The 19,970-nt window shown below is 66.7% G+C and carries 19 protein-coding genes; 8 read left to right on the forward strand and 11 right to left on the reverse strand.

Translation table 11 applies throughout. The annotated features are described in order from the left end of the window. Window positions 1-1,131 carry an NAD(P)-binding domain-containing protein gene (locus HYG77_RS11995; protein WP_208962772.1) on the forward strand — a complete coding sequence of 377 codons (1,131 nt, stop codon included), beginning with the start codon at window positions 1-3 and terminating at the stop codon, window positions 1,129-1,131. Here HYG77_RS11995 and HYG77_RS12000 read toward each other — a convergent pair. The 6 genes from HYG77_RS12000 to HYG77_RS12025 all read right to left on the reverse strand — a co-directional run bounded on the left by HYG77_RS12000 (window position 1,082) and on the right by HYG77_RS12025 (window position 8,113). Beyond that, the gene (locus tag HYG77_RS12000; protein WP_208962773.1) at window positions 1,082-2,251 is read right to left on the reverse strand and encodes a lipid-transfer protein; all 1,170 of its coding nucleotides are present in this window, start codon (window positions 2,249-2,251) and stop codon (window positions 1,082-1,084) included. The genes HYG77_RS11995 and HYG77_RS12000 overlap by 50 nt on opposite strands. After that, complete coding sequence (locus HYG77_RS12005; RefSeq protein WP_208962774.1) at window positions 2,248-2,670, reverse strand: MaoC family dehydratase; 423 nt, start codon at window positions 2,668-2,670, stop codon at window positions 2,248-2,250. Before HYG77_RS12005 ends, HYG77_RS12000 begins: the two co-directional genes overlap by 4 nt. After that, the gene (locus tag HYG77_RS12010; protein WP_208962775.1) at window positions 2,670-3,677 is read right to left on the reverse strand and encodes a bifunctional MaoC family dehydratase N-terminal/OB-fold nucleic acid binding domain-containing protein; all 1,008 of its coding nucleotides are present in this window, start codon (window positions 3,675-3,677) and stop codon (window positions 2,670-2,672) included. Before HYG77_RS12010 ends, HYG77_RS12005 begins: the two co-directional genes overlap by 1 nt. Before the next feature lie 14 nt (window positions 3,678-3,691). Beyond that, window positions 3,692-4,843, reverse strand: a complete 1,152-nt coding sequence (locus tag HYG77_RS12015; protein WP_208962776.1) for an acyl-CoA dehydrogenase family protein — start codon at window positions 4,841-4,843, stop codon at window positions 3,692-3,694. Then, complete coding sequence (locus HYG77_RS12020) at window positions 4,828-5,868, reverse strand: acyl-CoA dehydrogenase family protein (protein WP_208962777.1); 1,041 nt, start codon at window positions 5,866-5,868, stop codon at window positions 4,828-4,830. The genes HYG77_RS12015 and HYG77_RS12020 overlap by 16 nt, the downstream gene beginning before the upstream one ends. 82 nt (window positions 5,869-5,950) lie before the next feature. Further along, complete coding sequence (locus HYG77_RS12025) at window positions 5,951-8,113, reverse strand: acyl-CoA dehydrogenase (protein ID WP_208962778.1); 2,163 nt, start codon at window positions 8,111-8,113, stop codon at window positions 5,951-5,953. A gap of 93 nt (window positions 8,114-8,206) precedes the next feature. Here HYG77_RS12025 and kstR point away from each other — a divergent pair, with 93 nt between their 5' ends. Together kstR and otsB are read left to right on the forward strand one after the other, a co-directional pair. Next, a complete protein-coding gene (kstR, locus tag HYG77_RS12030) occupies window positions 8,207-8,845 on the forward strand; it encodes a cholesterol catabolism transcriptional regulator KstR (RefSeq protein ID WP_109326538.1) in 639 nt (212 codons plus the stop codon). 68 nt (window positions 8,846-8,913) lie between these two features. After that, the gene (gene otsB / locus HYG77_RS12035; protein WP_109326537.1) at window positions 8,914-11,454 is read left to right on the forward strand and encodes a trehalose-phosphatase; all 2,541 of its coding nucleotides are present in this window, start codon (window positions 8,914-8,916) and stop codon (window positions 11,452-11,454) included. 18 nt (window positions 11,455-11,472) lie between these two features. Here otsB and HYG77_RS12040 read toward each other — a convergent pair whose 3' ends face one another. Beyond that, window positions 11,473-12,561, reverse strand: coding sequence for a substrate-binding domain-containing protein (locus tag HYG77_RS12040; RefSeq protein ID WP_208962779.1), 1,089 nt, complete (start codon window positions 12,559-12,561; stop codon window positions 11,473-11,475). Window positions 12,562-12,698: 137 nt separating this feature from the next. On the opposite strand from HYG77_RS12040, the gene HYG77_RS12045 reads away from it, so the two are divergent. The 3 genes from HYG77_RS12045 to HYG77_RS12055 are packed head-to-tail and all read left to right on the forward strand — an operon-like array spanning window position 12,699 to window position 15,458. Further along, on the forward strand, window positions 12,699-13,682 hold the full coding sequence (locus HYG77_RS12045) for a zinc ABC transporter substrate-binding protein (RefSeq protein ID WP_208962780.1): 984 nt from the start codon (window positions 12,699-12,701) through the stop codon (window positions 13,680-13,682). 13 nt (window positions 13,683-13,695) lie between these two features. Next, a complete protein-coding gene (locus HYG77_RS12050; protein ID WP_208962781.1) occupies window positions 13,696-14,577 on the forward strand; it encodes a metal ABC transporter ATP-binding protein in 882 nt (293 codons plus the stop codon). Continuing rightward, on the forward strand, window positions 14,574-15,458 hold the full coding sequence (locus HYG77_RS12055) for a metal ABC transporter permease (protein WP_109326527.1): 885 nt from the start codon (window positions 14,574-14,576) through the stop codon (window positions 15,456-15,458). The genes HYG77_RS12050 and HYG77_RS12055 overlap by 4 nt, the downstream gene beginning before the upstream one ends. Before the next feature lie 74 nt (window positions 15,459-15,532). Here HYG77_RS12055 and HYG77_RS12060 read toward each other — a convergent pair whose 3' ends face one another. Genes HYG77_RS12060 through HYG77_RS12075 form a run of 4 tightly spaced genes read right to left on the reverse strand, consistent with a single transcriptional unit; the run spans window position 15,533 to window position 18,441 of the window. Next, window positions 15,533-16,042, reverse strand: coding sequence for a DUF3558 family protein (locus HYG77_RS12060; RefSeq protein WP_204164871.1), 510 nt, complete (start codon window positions 16,040-16,042; stop codon window positions 15,533-15,535). 23 nt (window positions 16,043-16,065) lie between these two features. Further along, complete coding sequence (locus tag HYG77_RS12065) at window positions 16,066-16,479, reverse strand: hypothetical protein (RefSeq protein WP_109326525.1); 414 nt, start codon at window positions 16,477-16,479, stop codon at window positions 16,066-16,068. Between the two features lie 49 nt (window positions 16,480-16,528). Then, entirely contained in the window at window positions 16,529-17,281 is a 753-nt protein-coding gene (locus HYG77_RS12070; protein ID WP_244461291.1) for an ESX secretion-associated protein EspG, read from the reverse strand. Window positions 17,282-17,283: 2 nt separating this feature from the next. Beyond that, a complete protein-coding gene (locus tag HYG77_RS12075) occupies window positions 17,284-18,441 on the reverse strand; it encodes a hypothetical protein (protein ID WP_208962783.1) in 1,158 nt (385 codons plus the stop codon). Between the two features lie 128 nt (window positions 18,442-18,569). On the opposite strand from HYG77_RS12075, the gene HYG77_RS12080 reads away from it, so the two are divergent. Continuing rightward, the gene (locus tag HYG77_RS12080) at window positions 18,570-19,328 is read left to right on the forward strand and encodes a 5-oxoprolinase subunit PxpA (RefSeq protein WP_208962784.1); all 759 of its coding nucleotides are present in this window, start codon (window positions 18,570-18,572) and stop codon (window positions 19,326-19,328) included. Continuing rightward, entirely contained in the window at window positions 19,328-19,948 is a 621-nt protein-coding gene (locus HYG77_RS12085) for an allophanate hydrolase subunit 1 (RefSeq protein WP_208962785.1), read from the forward strand. The genes HYG77_RS12080 and HYG77_RS12085 overlap by 1 nt, the downstream gene beginning before the upstream one ends. Window positions 19,949-19,970 lie beyond the last annotated feature (22 nt).

A 19,970-nucleotide genomic window follows, 5' to 3' on the forward strand; every position in this document is an offset into this window, starting at 1 on the left:
ATGACTACAGAACAGTTCGACACGATCGTGATCGGCGCCGGGCAGGCCGGTCTCGCGACCGGATACCACCTCGCCAGGCGCAAGCAGCGGTTCGTCATTCTCGACGCCCACGACCGGGTGGGTGACGTGTGGCGGGAGCGGTTCGACTCGCTCCGTCTATACAGCCCAGCCAAATACGACGGCCTGCCCGGTTGGGGCATTCCCGCACGTTCGTGGACATGGCCCGGCAAAGACGAGGTGGCCGACTACTTCGAGGCGTATGCGGGCAGATTTTCCCTCCCCGTTCGCACCGGTGTCACGGTGGACGGACTTTCGCGGGGCGGCGACGGGTACGTCGTTACAGCCGGGGCCCAGACTTTCGAGGCCACCAATGTCGTGGTCGCGTCCGGCACCTGGCAGACACCCGTGATCCCGGATCTCGCCGAGCAACTCGACCCCCGGATCAGGCAACTGCACTCCAGCGACTACCGCAACCCCGCCCAGTTGCAGGACGGACCCGTGCTGGTGGTCGGGTGCAGCCACTCCGGCGCGGACATCGCGTTGGAGGTTTCTCGAGCACATCGGACCACGATCTGCGGCCCTGTCCGCGGCGAGGTGCCGTTCGACATCGAGGGACGCGCCGCGCACATCGCGATCCCGATCATGTGGTTCATGGCCAATCACATTCTCACGGAACGCACTCCGATGGGACGGAAGATGCGACCGCACGTCCGGTCCGGGGGCGGCCCACTCCTACGGGTCAAGCGAGCCGACCTTGCCGATGCCGGGGTAGAACACTTCCCCGCGAAAGTCACGGGCGTGCGCGACGGCAGGCCCGTCCTCGACGACGGAACCGAGTTGGACGTCCGAAACATTATCTGGTGCACGGGTTTCACCAAGGACACCTCGTGGATCCGGATCCCGGTGACCGGCGCCGACGGATGGCCCGAGCAAGCCCGCGGTGTCTCGCCGGACCATCCCGGACTGTACTTCGTGGGTCTCCCGTTCCTCCGGGCGTTCGCCTCGATGCTCACCGGCGGTGTCGGCAGAGATGCCGAGTACGTCGCGAAACACATTGCGCGGCGGAGTAACAGGCCGGAGGTCAGGCCGTCAGCACCAGACCTGACGTCGGGACACCCGTCCCCGCGGTGACGAGCACGTGCTGCACGTCCTTCACCTGGTTCACCGACGTGCCGCGGATCTGCCGGACGCCCTCGGCGATGCCGTTCATCCCGTGGATGTAGGCCTCGCCGAGCTGGCCGCCGTGAGTGTTGAGCGGTAGCCGGCCGCCGATGTCGATGGCACCGTCGGCGATGAAGTCCTTGGCCTCTCCGCGACCGCAGAACCCGAGTTCCTCGAGCTGCATCAATACGTAGGGAGTGAAGTGGTCGTAGAGCACCGCCATATCGATGTCCTGCGGCCCGAGCCCGGCCTGTTCCCACAGCTGCCTGCCCACCAGTGCCATTTCCGGTAATCCCGCGAGTTCGGGCCGGTAATAGCTCGTCATGATGTACTGGTCGCTGCCGCTCCCCTGGGCTGCTGCCGCGATCACAGCGGGTTTCTGCCTCAAATTCCTGGCTCGCTCGGGCGAGGTGACGACAATCGCGATGCCGCCGTCGGACTCCTGACAGCAGTCGAGGAGGTGCAGGGGTTCGGCGATGAACCGGGAGTTCTGGTGATCCTCGAGGGTGATCGGTTTGCCGTAGAAGAAGGCCTGCGGGTTGTTGGCCGCGTGCTTCCGGTCGGTGACGGCGATCCGGCCGAAGTCGGCACTCGTCGCGCCGTACTCGTGCATGTAGCGCTGGGCCACCATCGCGACGAATGCGGCCGGAGTGGACAGGCCGTGCGGGTACGAGAACGCGTTGTCGGTCCCCGAGGAATTCACCTGCTGCACCAGACCCGAATTCACCTGGCCGAACCGCATTCCGGAACGCTCGTTGAATGCCCGGTACGCCACCACCACGTCAGCGACCCCGGTCGCCACGGCCATCGCAGCCTGCTGCACGGTCGCACACGCCGCTCCGCCGCCGTAGTGGATGCGGCTGAAGAATTTCAGGTCCGGGATTCCGACCGAACGGGCCACGGCCGCCTCGGTATTGGTGTCCATGGTGAACGAGGTGAGCCCGTCGACGTCGGCCGGTGTCAGGCCGGCGTCGTCCAGTGCCGCGAGCACGGCCTCGGCCGCCAACCGCAATTCGCTGCGTCCGGAATCCTTCGAGAAATCGGTGGCGCCGATGCCGGCGATGACAGCCTTCCCCGACAATCCCGTCATGCCCCGGCTCCGTTCGTGGTTCCGTTCAGCACGAGCGTCACCTGCGACGTGATGTGGTTACCGAGCGAGTTCTTGCCGACCACGTCGAGGCTGACGACACCTTCGTCGATCGCGGCCACTGTTCCGCTGAGCGTCAAGGTGTCGTAGGCGTACCACGGAACTCCGAGCCGGAGCGCGATCGACTTGATGACGGCGGTCGGACCTGCCCAGTCGGTCACGAACCGCTGCACCAGACCGGTGTCGGTGAGGATGTTCACGAAGATGTCCTTCGACCCTCGCTTCTGCGCCAGATCGCGGTCGTGGTGGACGTCCTGAAAATCGCGGGTGGCCAGCGCGGACGACACCACGAACGTGGGATCGCCTGCAATCGCGAGCTCCGGCAGGGTGGTGCCGACCGTGACGTCGAGAGTAGAGGTCATCAGTGCTCCTTCGTCGCAGGCTGCCACGCGTACAGGGTCCACGGCGCCCCACCGGTGTCGTCGTCGCCGGGAAAGTCGAGGTAGATCGCCTCCACGGGCATTCCGACGCTCACCGCGGACGGCTCCATGCCGCGCAGTTCACCGAGCATGCGGACACCCTCCTCGAGTTCGACGAGGGCCACCACGAAAGGCAGTGAGCGTCCCGGCACTTTCGGCGCGTGATGAACGACGAAACTGAACACGGTGCCGCGGCCGGAGGCCACGAGGTAGTCCGTCGACTCCGCCTTGTCCTTCCACAGCGCCGGTACCGGCGGATGCTGCAGGGACCCGTCCGCCCGCTTCTGGATACGCAATTCGTGCGCGGCGACACCGTCCCAGAAGAATTGGGTATCCTGAGATGCGCTGGGCCGCATCATCTTCGATGGGTCCAGGTCGTCGAAGGACGCGCTCTGACCGTTCGCCGAAGGTGCCACCGGTTCAGCGGGTTTCGGGGCGAACTTCAGGATGCGGAAAAGCATCTCGGCGACCAGCTCGTCGGCGCCCTCGTCGTCCGCGACTGTCCACCGGCTGCGGGTGGTGAAGAACCACCCCTCGCCGAGGCCCGTCTTCTTCGGTCCCACGACGTCTTCCAGCGTCGTGGAGATGGTGACCTCCTCACCGACCTTCAGGTAGCGGTGGTAGGTCTGATCGCAGTTGGTGGCGACGACGGACGTGTACCCGGCGTCGTCGAGGATGGTCGTCATGCGGCCCAGCGGGTCGTCGGGCTGGCGTTCGGCGTTCAGCCCCTGCATGGTCCATACCTGCGCCATCGCCGGTGGGGCGACGATACTGTCGTGGCCTGCGGCCCGCGCGGCGTCCTCGTCGACGTAGATGGGGTTCCGGTCGCCGATCGCCTCTACCCAGTTGCGAATCATCGGTAGGTTGACCGGGTCCCGCCCGGGCCGCGGTGCGCTGGGACCGGCGGATCGGACCTTCTCGGCTGCAGCGAGGATCTGTTCGGCACTCATGATGCGCGGCGCTCCTATCGCGGTACTCGGGGAAGCTTCAGGCCTGCCGTCGCGATCAGTTCGCGCATCACCTCGTTGACTCCCCCACCGAAGGTGATGACCAGGTTTCGCTTCGTCTGCATGTCGAGCCAGGTCATCAGGTGGGCCGTATCCGGGTCTGACGGGTCACCGTAGCGTCCGATGATCTCCTCCACGAGCCTTCCGATGCGCTGGATCCGCTCGGTGGCAAACACTTTCGTTGCCGAAGCATCGGCAATGTCGATCGCCTCCGCGTCACTCGAGGCGACCTGCCAGTTGAGCAGTTCGTTCAGCCGATACGTTGCGTGGATCTCTCCGAGCGCACGCCGCACGTCGGGCTCGGAGAGCAGACCGTGGGCGACCACCCAGTCGCGAATGCGGTCGTAGAGGCCACCCACGCGGCCCGCCGGCCCCAGCATGACCCGCTCGTGGTTGAGCTGGGTCGTGATCAGCCTCCACCCCTGGTTCTCCTCACCCACAAGCATATTCACCGGTACTCGAACATCGGAGTAGTAGGTGGCGTTGACGTGATGGGCCCCGTCGCAGGTGATGATCGGTGTCCAGCTGTAGCCCGGATCCTTCGTATCCATGATCAGGATCGAGATCCCGCGGTGACGCGAATCCGCCGAACCCGTCCGGACCGCGAGCCACAGGTAGTCGGCGTCGTGGCCCCCCGTGGTGAAAATTTTCTGGCCGTTCACGATGTATTCGTCGCCCACCCGGACGGCCGTGGTCCGCAGAGCCGCGAGGTCGGTGCCGGCCTCGGGTTCGGTATAACCGATCGCGAAATGCACTTCGCCTGCGAGGATTGCCGGGAGGAACTTGCGTTTCTGCTCGTCCGTTCCGTACTTCTGGAGGGTGGGGCCCACCGTTTGCAAGGTGACCGCCGGAAGTGGAATGTCCGCGCGCGTCGCCTCGTTCACGAAAATCTGCTGTTCGATCTCGCCGAATCCCCGGCCGCCGAATTCCACCGGCCAGCCCACGCCGAGCCAGCCGTCCTTGCCCATCCGCCGGATCACCTCACGGTAGGTGGGGCCGTGCCGTTCGGTGCGCATGATCGTGGCCTCGGCAGGCGTGACGAGGCCCGAGAAGTAACGCCGTAGTTCCGCTTGCAACTCTCGCTGCTCGTCGGTCAGATCGATGAACACCGGGCCCCCACGAGGTCGAGTCGGTACGAGGCGCCGCCGACGAGGCGCGCCAGATCTTTGGCAGTCGAGTAGTAGCGGTGCAGCGGATAGGTGACGTCGACGCCGATTCCGCCGTGGAGGTGGTGCAGCACCTGCATGGCTGCGGGAACCTCCGCGGCGATCCAGTACGCCATCACATCGAGGTCGTCCTGAGCGTCGAGCCCCTGCGACACCCGCCACGATGCCGACAGTGCGGACACGTGCAAGGTGCGGGAGGTGACATAGACGTCGGCGATCTGCTGGGCGACCGCCTGGAACGTCGCCAACGGCTTGCCGAACTGATGCCGGGTGGCGAGATGCTCACCCGCCAGAAGTGTTGCTCCCGAGAGTAACCCGTCGGCCACGGCACCGATGGAGGCGAGGGCGATCCGATAGAACTGCTGGACCGCTTCCGGTCCACCGGCGAGGAGTTCACCCCGCGCTCCGTCGAAGGTGACGGCGAATTCGGGACCGCCGGACGACGAGGGTGTGGGAGTCAACGACACCCCGTCCGACCCTGGCTGCACCAGCACGACGCCGACGTCGGTCGGCACGAGGATGCGGTGGGCACCTTCGGCATAGGGGACGGCCACGACGCATCCGGTGACGAGGTAGTCGCTCCCCTCCGCCACCGCGGTCACCGACGGCGGCGCCGGGAACGGCCTCCCGGGCTCGGCGAGCGCCGCGGTGAAGGTTCGTCCGTCCGCGAGCCCGCTCAGCAACTCGTCCTGTTGCCTCTCGTCACCGAGCGCAACGAGGGGCAGCACCCCGAAACCCAGCGTCGCGAGGGCGGGGACGACCGCCGCACTGCGCCCGACCTCGGTGAGCAGCGCACCGACGTCGGTGACCGAGAGGCCCTCCCCACCGAGACGTTCGGGTAACGCGAGTGTGAGCAGGTCGGCCTCGGCAAAGGCGCGCCACAGAGCGTCGCCCTCGAGGTCGCGGTCCAGAAGTCCCGTCGCAACCTGGGCGATCGCCTCCTGAGTCTCGTCTCGGGTGAAGTCCACCTGGCATTCCCACTTTCGATTTAGAACGTGTTCTAGTTGTATCACCATCGCGGAACTCGCGAAAGGCCATCGCGGGAGGTGCTCAGGATCGGGGCAGTCCGAGAATGCGTTCCGCCGCGACGGTCAGAAGAATCTGCGTCGTGCCGCCGGCGATGGACAAGCATCGTGTGTTGAGGAACTCACGCGAGAGCGGACCTTCCACCCAGCCGTCGACGCCGCCGAGTTCCATGGCGAATTCCGCCACTTCCTGGCGCTGGCGGACACCCACCAGCTTGCGCACGCTCGACTCCGCTCCAGGATCCTGGCCGTCGAGCTGCCGAAGGGTGGTGCGCAGTTCGAGCACGGACCCGACGAGCGCGCCTGCGATCAATCGGCCGAGCCGATCGTCCGTCACCAGATCGCCTTCACCTGCGAGCGTCAGCAGCTCTTCCATTGCCGCGCCCAGCGACGACCCCCCGCCCATCGCGACTCGCTCGTTGGCCAGGGTGGTGCGGGCCAGCTTCCAGCCGTCACCGAGATTGCCGACCACGAGATCGTCGGGCACGAACACGTCTTCCAGATAGACCTCGTTGAACAGGGCGTCGCCGGTGATCTCGCGAAGCGGTGAAATCGTGATTCCCGGGCTTGTCATATCGACGAGAAAGTAAGTGATGCCCTTGTGTTTCGGCGCATCACGGTCGGTGCGGGCGAGGCAGATCGCCCAGTCCGCCTCGTGAGCCCGCGAGGTCCACACCTTCTGGCCCGACAGTGTCCATCCGCCCTCGACCTTCACGGCGGACGTGCGCAGGGCCGCCAGGTCGGAACCGGCCCCCGGCTCACTGAACAGCTGGCACCAGATGATGTCGCCGCGCAGAGTGGGCATCGCGAATCGCTCGATCTGCTCCGGACTTCCGTGCTCGAGAATGGTGGGCACCGCCCACCACCCGATCACCAGGTCCGGCCGTGCCACACCGACAGCGGCCAACTCCTGCTCGATGAGGATCTGTTCGGCGGCCCGCGCTCCTCGCCCGTACGGTTCGGGCCAGTGCGGCGCAAGGTAGCCCGACTCGGCGAGTGCGGCGCGACGCTCGGAGTCGGGCAGCGCGACCAGTTCAGTCACCTCGGCCCGGATCCGGGCCCGCTCGTCGGCGAGTTCCGAGAGATCGAGGGACAGGTGCCTGCGGGCGCCGCCACGGGTGAGTTCGGCTACCCTCGCGCGCCACCTCGTCGACCCACCGAGCAACTGTCGCAGCGACGTCGACCGGCGCAGATAGAAGTGGGCGTCGTGTTCCCAGGTAAAGCCGATCCCGCCGAGCACCTGGATGCAGTCCTTGGCGGTCTCCACCGCGGCGTCGAGTGTGACCGCCGCAGCGACGGAAGCGGCGATGGGCAGTTCACCGCCGTCTGCGTCCCACGCGCCTTCGGCCGCCACCGCGGCGTCCCAGGCCGCGGCACTCGACGCTTCGACGCGGCACAGCATCTCGGCGCACAGGTGTTTGATCGCCTGGAACGAGCCGATGGGTTTACCGAACTGCTCGCGAATCTTGGCGTAGTCCACCGCGGTGCGCAGGCACCAGCGCGCGACCCCCGACGCCTCCGCCGCAGCCAGCGTGGCCGCGAGATCCCGGACCAGCCCCTCCCGCAGCCCGGTGATCACGCGGTCCGGTGCGACGGCAACGCCTGTGCACCGGATGCGGGCGAGCGGCCGGCTCTTGTCGATCGTGTCGGCGGGAGCCACCTCGAGTCCGGCGGACTCGCCGTCGACCAGGCACCACACGACGCCGTCGCCGGCGTCGGCCGCCAGCAGCACCGACATTCCCGAGTCGGCACCGATCGCGAAACCGGCGTCTCCGGTGATCACCAGCCCCCCGTCGTCGGCGAGGGTGGCGTTCACCGGCGGACTGCCGAGAGCGACCGCGCACGGAATCTTCCCGTCGGCGAGATTTTCGGACCAGGTCTTCGCGGCCGCGCCGGAGCTGCGCCCGACGACCAGAGCCGCCAGCGCGGTGGGCAGAACAGGACCCGGGACGAGTTCAGTTGCAGCCTGCTCGATCATCGCGGCGAGGTCGACGATCTCCGCGCCCGAGCCACCGACCGCATCGGGTACGGCAACGGAGAAGATCCCGAGCGACGCGAAGGACGACCAGGACGTGCGCCACGAATCCGCTGGTCCCTGGCGTACTGTGACGAGCGGGTCCGTGGACCGCGCCCACGCCTGGATCGAACCCGCTGCAGCCCTCTGTTCCTCGGTGGTGGCGATAGTCACAACGGGTTTCCGCCTCTCCTGAATGACACATTCGTCTAGAACGTGTTCTAATATGTCACCTGGCCATGAGTCAAGGCGCGAAGGAAAACAGGTATGACGACCAGCTCTCGATCCCGTCCCACGACAGTCGCTGCGGCGACGCTGGGCGAGGACGATCTCAGTTCCAACGCGCAGAAGGAACGGCGCAAGCGGATCCTCGACGCCACCCTGGCCCTGGCCTCCAAGGGCGGATACGAAGCCGTGCAGATGCGCGCGGTCGCGGAACGCGCGGACGTTGCGGTCGGGACCCTGTACCGCTACTTCCCATCCAAGGTGCACCTGCTGGTCTCGGCGCTGGCGCGCGAGTTCGAGCGCATCGATTCGCGGGGCAAGAATCCGCCAGGCAGCAATCCCCTCGAGCGCATGCAGCTCATTCTCAGCCAGATCACTCGCGCCATGCAGCGTGACCCGCTGCTGACCGAGGCGATGACTCGCGCGTTCATGTTCGCCGACGCCTCCGCCGCCGCCGAGGTCGATCAGGTGGGCAAGCTCATGGACCGATTGTTCGCGCGGGCCATGACCGACACCGAGCCCACCGAGGACCAGCTGGCCGTCGCTCGCGTCATCTCCGACGTCTGGTTGTCGAATCTGGTGGCCTGGCTCACACGCCGTTCCTCTGCCACAGATGTGGCGAATCGGCTGGAACTCACCGTCGAACTGCTCCTCGGTGACGGAAGCCGCAGACCCGAATAAGGGACGAACCGCGCACATCCGGAAGCGACAATGCGCTCTCCGCCGCTGCATCACCTAGATTTGAACGCGTGAGCGCTCAAGATCTGCCCATCGAACTCCGTCGTGCCCTCTCCCGGGTCGCGAGGACGCCTCGCCTCCTCGTGGCCTCCGACTACGACGGCACGATGGCCCCCATCGTGTCCGACCCCGAAAGAGCATTTCCGCACGCCGAATCGGTGCGAGCCCTCCGAGGTCTCGCCGGCCTGGCAGGAACGACGGCGGCCGTCATCTCGGGTCGGGCGCTGAAGGATCTCGCGGCGCTGTCCCGCCTGCCCGCCGAGGTTCAGCTCGTCGGCAGTCACGGATCGGAATTCGATATCGGATTCATCCACGCCATCGACGCCGACGCGCGCCAGCTGCTCGCCGAGATCACCGAGGATCTGCGACAGATCTCCCAACTGCATCCCGGCACCGGGGTGGAGACCAAGCCTGCCAGCGTGGCACTGCACGTCCGTAATGCCGACCCCGAGCACGGCGAGAAGGCACTGGCCGCCGTCCGCGCCGACGCCGCGCAGCGGGTGGGCGTGCAGGTGACCGAAGGCAAGTCGGTGATCGAACTGGCCGTGGTCGCCACCGACAAGGGCCACGCCCTCGACCTGATCCGCCATCAGGAAGGTGCCACCGCCGCCGTCTTCGTGGGCGACGACGTCACCGACGAGAAAGCGTTCTCGCGGCTACAGGGCCCCGACGTCGGCGTCAAGGTCGGGGCGGGCGACAGCCTCGCCGAGTTCCGGGTAGACACCACCGAAGAGGTCGCGACCGCCCTCGCGTTCCTGCTCGAGGAGCGTCGCACCTGGCTGTCGGGCGCGCATGCCCCACCGATCGAGCGGCTCACCATGCTCGCCAGCCCACGGACCGTCGCCCTCGTCACCCCGGATGCGACCCTCACCTGGCTGTGCCACCCCGAACCCGACTCCGCCTCCGTTTTCGCGCATTTGCTCGGCGGACCGGAAGCCGGCCACTTCAGTGTCGGCCCGCACCGCAGCGCCCTGCCGCTGAGCCAGCGCTACGTCGACAGCACCATGACGGTGCAGACACGGTGGGCCAGCCTCTCGGTCACCGACTACCTGCCGCACGACGTGTGTCCCGGTCGCACCGATCTGACCCGGGTGATCAGTGGACAGGCGGCCGCAGTCGTCACATTCGCACCGCGGCCCGAGTTCGGCCAGGGTCAGGTGATTCTCGAGGCGGTCGCCGAAGGATTGCGCGTGCACGGCACCAACGAGCCGATCGTCCTGCGCTCGCCGGGCGTGCGGTGGAACGTGACCTCCGACGGGAATCAGCAGACGGCCCACGCCGTCGTCGACCCGTCCGAAGGTGACGTCGTTCTGGAACTGCGGTGTGGCACCGAGGACATCGGCCCGTCGCACACACCGGAAGAGGAACGCCGCGCCGCGTCAGAAGCGTACTGGTCGGACTGGGCGAAGGGGCTGACCCTGCCCACACTGAAGCCCGATCTGATGAAGCGCTCGGCGCTGACCCTGCGCGGTCTGGTCCACGTCGATTCGGGATCCATCATGGCTGCGGCCACCACCTCGTTGCCGGAGGAAATCGGTGGCGTCCGCAACTGGGACTACCGCTACTGCTGGCTCCGCGACGCCGCGCTCACCGCGTCCGCACTGGTCAGCCTCGGCTCGCTGAGCGAAGCCGAGGGTTTCCTGGACTGGGTGCACGACGTGCTGGAGACCATTCCCGGCCCCGAGCGTCTGCATCCGCTCTACACCCTCCACGGCACCGGACTTCCTCCGGAGGCCGTGATCGACTCACTGCCCGGGTATGCCGGGTCGCGGCCGGTGCGCATCGGCAACGCGGCCAATCAGCAGGTCCAGCTCGACGTGTTCGGTCCCATCGTCGAATTGATCGCCGATCTGTCGCATGCCCGCGAGAAGCAGGGCGTCGCGGTGGCGTTGAACGATCGCGACTGGGAACTGGTGTGCGCGATGGTCGCGGCCGTCGAGCGCCGATGGTTCGAACCGGACCACGGCATCTGGGAGATCCGCGACAACCCGCGCCATCACGTGTACTCGAAGGTGATGGGCTGGGTGACCGTCGACCGGGCGGTGGCGCTGGCGAAGCACTTCGGCCGCCCCATCGAACCGGGGTGGACGCCGTTGCGGGACAAAATCGCGGACGAGGTGCGCGAGAAGGGGTGGAAGGACGAGGTCCGCTCGTACACCGCCGCCTACGACGGCACCGACCTCGATGCCGCCACACTGCACATCGGGCTGTCCGGGCTGATCGACCCGCACGACGAGCGGTTCGCCGCCACCGTCACGGCCACCGAAGCGGAACTGCGCAGCGGTTCGACGGTGTACCGGTACCACCACGACGACGGCTTGCCGGGCACCGAGGGCGGGTTCCATCTCTGCGCGGCGTGGCTGGTGGAGGCCTACCTGCTGATCGGTCAGCGATCACAGGCGGAGGCCTTGTTCGCACAGCTCGTCGACGTGGCGGGACCGACGGGGCTTCTCAGCGAGGAGTACGACCCCGTCGCGGAACGCTCGCTCGGCAACCACCCGCAGGCATACAGCCACCTCGGTCTGCTCCGCTGCGCACAACTGTTGGCGTGAGCAGGCCGTAGGGCCGCCTCAGCGAGGTGCGGGGCCGGCGGTGGATCCGCGCGACAGCTCGGTGTCGAGCATTTCGACCGTTGCGACGCCGGAGTGCGACGGAGACATCAGCAGGGCGCCGGCGCGCCTGCCCTTGTCTTCCTGAGGCTGCCGCACGGTGGTGATTCCCTCGCGGAGCGCTTCGCCGACGCCGTCGAATCCGGTGATCGACAGTTGGCCGGGAACGTCGATACCTTGCCAGCGCGCCCAGTCCACGGCGCCGAGCGCCAGCACGTCGGTGGTGCAGACGAGGGCGGTGATGTACGGATTCGCGCCGAGCGCTTGGGCGGCGGCTGCGTGACCGGATCGTCCGGTGTGCTCGAAACGCTCGACGACGGTGAGCGTCTCCGGGTTCAGGCCGGCATCGGACATCGCGTCGCGAACTCCACCGATGCGCTCGCGCTGCACATGGAAGTTCGGCGAGCGCAACCGTTCCGCATCGGCGATCCCATCCGAGCGGTCGCGGCCCAACCGCATGCTGAGCACCCCGAAGTCGCGGTGCCCGAGCCCGATGAGGTAGTCGGTGAGCGCCCGCATCGCGGCCCGATCGTCGATTCCCACGAGTGATGCTCCCGGTATCTCCCGGGGCTGATCGCAGATCACAACGGGGAGGTGCCTCTCGCACACCGCCGCGAGGTACGGATCGTCGTCCGCCACCGAGTAGACGACGAACCCGTCGACACCGGCCTGCTGCACGACGGCCGCGGCGTCGGCGTCGTCACGCCCCGGCCCGGCCGGGATCAGAAGCAGGCCTTGCCCCGCCGACTCACACGACTCGGCGAGCCCGGACAGGAAGCTCATCGCCGCCGGGTCACGGAAGGAATAGCTGAGCGCCTCGGTCAGCAGGAGCCCCACAGCACCCGCCTTACGTGTGCGCAACGAACGAGCCACCGGATCCGGCCCCGGATAGCCGCGGCGTTTCGCAGCTTGCAGTACCCGGTCGCGGAGTTCCGCGGAAAGTTGGTCCGGCCTGTTGTAGGCGTTGGACACCGTCGTTCGCGAGATATTGAGCTCGGCCGCGAGCGACGCCAGCGTGGCTTGGCGGCGCGGCTGTCGAGACCTGGGCATAGGGGGACGTTAGTACCCGAAGTGTTCGACGGTTCGGCGGGGCTCGGCCGAAAGTGCACTACCAGGGACGTATCCGCTAAAGTGCAACGGTAACGGTTTCCAATAGCATTTAGCTCGTCTTCTGTCAGGAGTTTTCTGTGCGCGCTTCCTCAGGCTTTCGTGTCGCAACGGTCGCCGTCGGGCTGTCCTTCGCCGCTGCCCTCACCCTCACTGCGTGCAGCTCCGACACGTCGAGCGATGGCGCCTTGACAGTCGTCGCGTCGACGAACGTGTGGGGCAGCGTCGCGCAGGCAGTTGCCGGCGACAAGGTCGAGGTGAGCTCGATCATCACCGAGCCGTCCTCGGATCCGCATTCCTTCGAGGCGAGCCCCACCGACGCGGCCAAGCTCACCGACGCGTCCCTCATCGTCTACAACGGCGGCGGATACGACCACTTCGTCGATGACATCATCAACACCGGCAACGGCGAACAGCTCTCGGTCAACGCATTCGAACTCTTCGGAGCCGGTGCACACGCAGGCGAGACCGGACACGAAGGTGAAGAGGCCGGACACGCAGGCGAAGAGGCCGGCCACGAAGGCGACGTTCACGAACACGGCGAGGTGAACGAGCACGTCTGGTACGACGTCGCGACCGTCGACGCGACCGCACATGCCATCGCGGAGAAGCTCGGCCAACTCGACCCCGACAACGCCGACGTCTACACGGCGAATGCCGAAACCTTCCACGGCCGGCTCGCGGAAATTACTGCTGTCACCGACGGCATCGCGGCCGCACACAAGGACGCGCCGATCGCCCAGACCGAGCCCATCGCGCATTACCTCGTCGAGTCGGCGGCATTGAACGACGTCACCCACGCCGACTTCACCAGTGCCATCGAGAACGGCAACGATCCCGCACCCGCCGCTATCGCAGCCACGCGCCAGTTGATCACCGACAAGCAGGTGAAGGCCGTCGTCTACAACACCCAGACACAGGACAAGGTCACCGAGGACGTGAGGGCCACCGCGGAGGCCGCAGGCGTCCCCGTCGTCGAGGTAACCGAAACCCTGCCGGAGGGGTTGGACTACATTCAGTGGCAGACCAACACCGCCCAGGCCCTCGCCAAGGCGCTGCAATAGAACTGATCGGCTTGTGACGGAACTCTCTTCGACGAACACCGAACACAGCAGTCGCATCCCCGCAGTCGAACTGACGGGGGCGCGACTGTCTTTCGGCGCACGCACTTTGTGGCAGCATCTCGATCTCACCGTCGAGCCCGGCGAGTTCGTCGCCGTCCTCGGACCCAACGGCTCCGGCAAGACGTCACTGCTCAAGGTGTTGCTCGGGCAGCTGGGCCTCGATTCCGGGACTGCGAGGATCGCGGGATCACCGGCCCGAGCCGGAAACTCGAACGTCGGGTACATCCCGCAGCAGAAGTCGCTCGACGACGGGCTTCCCCTCCGGGGACGTGACCTCGTCGGTCTCGGTGTCGACGGCCACCGTTGGGGAACCGGGCTGCTGCGCCGGGGACATCGCCGGGCGATCGTGGACTCAGCGATCGCCGAGGTCGGTGCCGAAAGTTACGCCGACGCACCCGTCGGTTCGCTGTCCGGTGGGGAGCAGCAGCGGTTACGGATCGCTCAGGCACTCGTCGGAGATCCGCAGATACTGCTGTGCGACGAACCTCTCCTCAGTTTGGACCTGGCCAATCAGAGTCTCGTGTCGAGCCTCATCGATCGGCGGCGACGCACGCACGACACCGCGGTGTTGTTCGTCACCCACGAAATCAATCCCATTCTGCCGCTGGTCGACCGGGTGCTGTACCTCGTCGACGGCCAATTCCGAATCGGCACACCCGACGAGGTGATGACCTCCGAGGTGCTGTCCGAGCTGTATCGCACCGAAGTCGAGGTCCTGCACGTGCGGGGACGTCTCATCGTGATCGGCACCGGCGACGCCATCGACGCACTCGGCAGCGCCGGCGGACTTCGCCCCGGCGAAGGTGTGCATCACACGTGCGAGGAACACGCATGAGCAACAAGTTCACCGATGCGATGTCGCACCTGTTCGATGTGTCCGCCACCATCGACCTCTTGCAGTACGACTTCGTCCAGCAGGCATTGATCGCCGGCGCCATCCTCGGTTTGCTGGCAGGCGTCATCGGGCCCCTGATCGTGAGCAGGCAGATGTCGTTCGCGGTTCACGGGACCAGCGAGCTGTCGCTGACCGGTGCGTCGGCCGCACTGCTCGTCGGTATCAGTGTGGGTGCGGGCGCCATCGTCGGTTCCGTCGTGGCTGCGATCTTGTTCGGCTTACTCGGAGCGAAGGCGCGCGACCGCGACTCGGTGATCGGCGTGATCATGGCCTTCGGTCTGGGCCTGTCCGTGCTGTTCATCTGGTCGTACGAAGGCCGTACCGGCACGAGCTTCTCTTTGCTGATCGGTCAGATCGTGGCGCCCGGAAACAGTGGGCTTGCGCTGCTGCTGCTCTGCGCTGTCGTGGTGATCGGGGTTCTCGCCCTCATCTACCGGCCTCTACTGTTCGCCAGCACTGACCCCGACGTCGCCGAGGCGCGCGGGGTGCCGGTGCGTGCACTGTCGATCGTGTTCGCCGTGCTCGTCGGCATCACCGCGGCCCTCGGCGTGCAGATCGTCGGGGCGTTGCTCGTGATGGCTCTGCTCATCACGCCCGCGGCGGCTGCCGCCTTCGTCACGGCGAGCCCGGTGAAAGCGACCATTCTGTCGATCGTCTTCGCGGAACTCGCGGCAGTGGGCGGCATTCTGCTGTCCCTGGCCCCCGGAGTCCCCGTCTCGAGTTTCGTGACGACAATCTCCTTCGTGATTTACCTGATCTGCCGCCTCGGTGGCTCCAGGCGTCGGAAGAACACGGGACGCGTCGCCGCGCACACGCACTGAGCCGCCACTCCCCGCGCCTCGACGGCCGAATCGGCCCTCACAGGTCGACGAGTGGCGCCTCAGTACAGTGCGGCCTACAGGTGGTCGGGGAAATACGGCGCCAGCGTCGTCGCCACCTTCGTCGCCTGATCACACGCAGCGTCGACGGTCGTGAAATCCTCCAACTCGCTGTACCCGATCATGAACTCGAGAATCCCCGGCTCGATCGCCACCGACACCGTGCACGCACTCCCACCACGGAAATCCGACACCAGCGCCGGGCGGCCGCCAATCGTCGTCTCACTCAGGACGGTGAAGCGGTCGTCACTCGCGACACCGCTGAAGGGTGCACCGATCGCGGAGACGACAGCGACGTAATAGGGGTCTCGCGACAAAAATCCGCACGCATGATTCGGCGGGTTATTTCGATTCGGCATCCGGTCGGGCGGAGCCGCGTCGATTCCCGCCGTGGCGAGTGCTTCGGGCGAGAAGTCGTCGCATGGCTGGTAGGCGATCTCGATAGCAGGCTCTCCGGCGGGCTCCCCGTCAACCGGCTGCGAGCATGCGACGACGCCGACCACCGAAAGCACACTGAGCGCTCCCACTGTTGCGCAGTCCGCGAAACCCCTCACAGTTGCACACCGACGGATCCCAATCGCGCTGCTGTTGCAGCGTCCTGCTCTCTGTAACGCGCCAAGACAGCCTCGAACATCGACTTCATATCCGACGCGTAGGTCTCGTGAGCCAGAAACAAGCCCACGGCCGTGTTCGCAAACTCGATGTCATCTCCGCCGATCGCCTTCTCATCGAACTTTCGTGCAAGCTGCTTTGCCGACTCGATGTCCTGCTCCCCCAATCCGAGATTCGAAGCGCGAAGTTCTCGGCGGGCTCTGCCTCCGAGGAGTCTCATCCGATCAGCATGCTCCTGACACAGCTTGATGCACTGCTCGATGCCGGCGGGGTCCAGTTCGAGCCTGCCACCCCCGACCACGTTCTCGGTGAAAGCCTTCCATCCGGCTTCCGGTGCGTCCGGACCAGCCATGTTCGTGTCCCCCTTGGTTGTCGTCCCCACCCTGCACGTCGTGGCAAATCTACCAACCGCGGGCGGTCGTCGAGCCTGCTCGCTGGGTGGCACCGACTCGGATCAGGGTGTCGAGCGCCGATACGAGTTCACGAGGTCCTGCCGGGTTGGCTGCGCCGGGATCGTGTGGGCCGATTGCATAGCGTCCGTCGCCCGCGATGTCGATCCAGTGCAGAACTCCGATGTCCCTGCCGGCGCCGTAGCGGGGACCGCGGAAGACTCGGATCTTGCCGCGGCCCGCGTATCCCTTCTGCACGGCGGTTTCGAGTCGGGCGAGGGCCACCCAATTGACGTCCTGCAAGATTCCTTGCGAGAAGTGGGTGCCGTCGTCGTCGCGCCGCTGGAATCGGCGGCGGCCGGCGGCGTTCGGTGGGATGAGGCCGATCAGCTGGGCGCCCAGTTGCCCCGCCGCGCCGGTCCCGATCACCACGTCGCCACCGACCTGCGGGGCCCGGCCGGGGAGTTGTGTCGCGATCACCGACCATTGTCGGTGCTGCGCGCCGATGATTCGGATCGGCGCCTCGTGGGCGGTGGAACCGGAGACCTCGACATACACGTCGGGTTCGGCAAGCATCTCCAACGCCGCGCGCACATCGTCGTGCTCTGCTCCCCCGAATGCTTCTCGTATCCGGTTCTGCTCTGCGACATATGCATTGAGCCCGGCGTGCGAGCTGACGATCCGAAACGGGTAGGGCATGCGGTCCTGCCCGGTACCGGACCACAGTGCGTCGAAAAGCTCCGGTCGCACCTGCCAATTGCGCATGCTCATGCACCTATCACCGGCGGTGACACGAGGGGCAGCTTGCCGATCAACTCGTTGCCGTTGTCGAGTGTGATCAGGTAGTCGGGGGTCTTGTGCTCCTTGTCCTCGCCGGTGCCCCTGGCTCCTCCGGCTCCCCCGCCCATCATCCCGGCGCCCATCGGCCCGGTTCCACGCACACCGGAACCGGCGCGCCCGCTACCGGCGACCCCAGCGACACCTGGTTTTCCACCCGCCTCCGCGACCGAACCCGATCGTCCGCCGCCCGCGCTACTGCCGCCCAGTCCGCCGGACCCGACCCCGAGAGCGCCACCCGCGCCACCGCCGCCCACACCACCTGCTCGCGAGCCACCGCCCGTGGACGAATCGACACCGTGCGGCATACCCGTCCGGCTCTGCGCCTGATCACCCGTCGCGGAGGCCGGGGCCGTCGTGGCCGGTGCTGTGGCCGCTGTCGGCGCGGTTGCCGCATTCTGCTCAGTGCCATCTGCGGTGGGTGCGCTGTCCGCAGCGGTGGATTCGCCCGCGGGAGCCTCGCCGGAAAGCGGCTGCACTGCGCTCGGTCCACCAATCCGATCGCTCGAATTCGGGGCACTGCTTCCGTGGTCGACACCGGGACCGGACGGACCCGAGGGGACGTCGACCCTGCTTTCCGGTTTCGTGAACTCGGGCACGGAGCCGTCCGAGGTGGCGAGGCCCGGGTTGTAGACGGTGGCCATCGCGTCCCGCGCTTCACCTTCGCGGCGGTAGACCTCGTCTTCCGTATCGGTATCCCACGGTGTCAGCTTGTCCCAGAGCCCGGTGCCCACCGTCTGAGGCACTCTGCCGCGAAGAGCCGTGACGGTGTCGATGAGCGGAGTCAGCGCGCCCGCAACACCGTGTAGTTGGTCGCGCGCCTCAGGTGCGGAGCCGGCGTAACGCTCCGTTTCGGCGTACGCGGCAGAGGCCGCGGCGCCCTGCCAACTCTCGCGGATCTGTTTCTTGACGGCGTCACTGAAGGCGATGATGGTTTCGTCTGCTGCCGAACCCAATTCGGTCCATGCCCGGGCGACGGCACTGATCTGATTTCCGTCCATGCCAGCGACGGCATTCATGATGCGTGCGTGGTCCCATCCGTCGGAGTGAAAATTCTCCGGGTCTTTGATGTACTCCGGATCAGCCACGAGTCCCCTCCCGATCAGCGCACTGCCGAACACACTTATTTGTTTCGACGCAGCAGGACCCACATCGGTTCCACCCGCCCCCGCCAGAGAATCTACAAGACGGGGGCGAGAACCCTAGTATCGAATATGTGCCGGCCATCGATCTGAACAGTGATCTCGGCGAGAGTTTCGGGGCGTGGACTCTCGGCGACGACCTCGCGATGTTGAAACTCGTGACCAGTGCAAACGTGGCGTGTGGTTTCCATGCCGGTGACCCCACGACGCTGCTGTCCACGTGCAGATCGGCGGCCGACCTGACCGTGCGTATCGGCGCGCAGGTCGGTTACCGCGATCTCGCCGGCTTCGGACGACGATTCATCGACGTCGCACCCCGCGACCTCACCGCCGACGTCGTCTATCAGATCGGCGCCCTGGACGGGCTCGCGCAGGTGTGCGGTTCGGCGGTGGCGTATGTGAAACCGCACGGCGCGCTGTACAACGCGATCGTCCATCATCGTGAGCAGGCGCGCGCGGTGGTCGCCGCAATCCGTGCCTACGACGACACTCTCCCGGTCCTCGGCCTGCCCGGTTCGGTGTTCCTGGAGGAAGCGGAGACCGCTGGCCTGCGGACCGTCGCCGAGGCCTTCGCCGACCGCGCCTACACACCCGAGGGCACGCTGGTACCGCGCACGACAGCTGGGTCCGTCCTTCACGATCCGGCGGTCGTTGCCGAGCGGGTACGCCGGTTGGCGCTCGACTCCACACTCGAAGCCGTCGACGGCACCCTGCTGGCGATCGCACCGGAATCCGTCTGCGTACACGGCGACACTCCCGCGGCCGTGGAGATGGCCGCGTCCATCCGGCAGTTGCTCGATGCCGAGGGCATCACAGTGGAACCGTTCGTCTGATGCGGGTACTCGACGTCGGAGATGCTGCGGTCCTGGCCGAGTTCGAAGACCTCGACACCGTCCTCGCCCATTTCCGTGCCCTCGACGAGGCCAGGCCGCCGGGGGTCGGCGAGATCATTCCGGCCGCCCGCACCATCCTCGTCAGATTCGATCGTGCCGCAACGAGCCGCGACCGCGTCGTCCGATGGTTGCGGACCACCGAACCGCGAACGGGCGCACCCGAGGACACGTCGGAGCACCTACAGATCAGCGTCCGCTACGACGGGCCCGACCTCGAGGAGGTGGCCGAGCTGACCGGCCTCGGGGTCGACGGGGTGATCGAGGCGCATACCGGCACACCCTGGACGGTGGCCTTCTCGGGGTTCGCGCCGGGATTCGGCTACCTCACCGGAGGTGCGCCCGAGTTACACGTTCCCCGGCGATCCACGCCGCGAACGTCCGTTCCGGCCGGTGCTGTCGGCCTCGCCGGTGAGTTCACGGGGATTTATCCGCGAAACTCTCCCGGCGGGTGGCAGCTCATCGGCAGCACGGACGAGCGCATCTGGGATGCTCAGCGGAGTCCCCCCGCGCTCCTGAGGCCCGGGGTCGTTGTGCACTTCGCGCCCGTGAGTACTTCTTAACCACCCCTTGTTAATAAGTACT

The sequence above is a fragment of the Rhodococcus sp. ZPP genome (genome assembly GCF_017656075.1).
Lineage (GTDB): Bacteria > Actinomycetota > Actinomycetes > Mycobacteriales > Mycobacteriaceae > Rhodococcus_F > Rhodococcus_F oxybenzonivorans.

Coding starts and splice junctions, on each gene's coding strand:
- HYG77_RS12070 (WP_244461291.1), bottom strand. CDS start 17,281: ATGCGCAATTGGCAGGTGCGACCGGAGCTTTTCGACGCACTGTGGTCC.
- HYG77_RS11995 (WP_208962772.1), top strand. CDS start 1: ATGACTACAGAACAGTTCGACACGATCGTGATCGGCGCCGGGCAGGCC.
- kstR (WP_109326538.1), top strand. CDS start 8,207: ATGACGACCAGCTCTCGATCCCGTCCCACGACAGTCGCTGCGGCGACG.
- HYG77_RS12065 (WP_109326525.1), bottom strand. CDS start 16,479: ATGGCTGGTCCGGACGCACCGGAAGCCGGATGGAAGGCTTTCACCGAG.
- HYG77_RS12000 (WP_208962773.1), bottom strand. CDS start 2,251: ATGACGGGATTGTCGGGGAAGGCTGTCATCGCCGGCATCGGCGCCACC.
- HYG77_RS12040 (WP_208962779.1), bottom strand. CDS start 12,561: ATGCCCAGGTCTCGACAGCCGCGCCGCCAAGCCACGCTGGCGTCGCTC.
- HYG77_RS12005 (WP_208962774.1), bottom strand. CDS start 2,670: ATGACCTCTACTCTCGACGTCACGGTCGGCACCACCCTGCCGGAGCTC.
- HYG77_RS12085 (WP_208962785.1), top strand. CDS start 19,328: ATGCGGGTACTCGACGTCGGAGATGCTGCGGTCCTGGCCGAGTTCGAA.
- HYG77_RS12010 (WP_208962775.1), bottom strand. CDS start 3,677: ATGAGTGCCGAACAGATCCTCGCTGCAGCCGAGAAGGTCCGATCCGCC.
- HYG77_RS12055 (WP_109326527.1), top strand. CDS start 14,574: ATGAGCAACAAGTTCACCGATGCGATGTCGCACCTGTTCGATGTGTCC.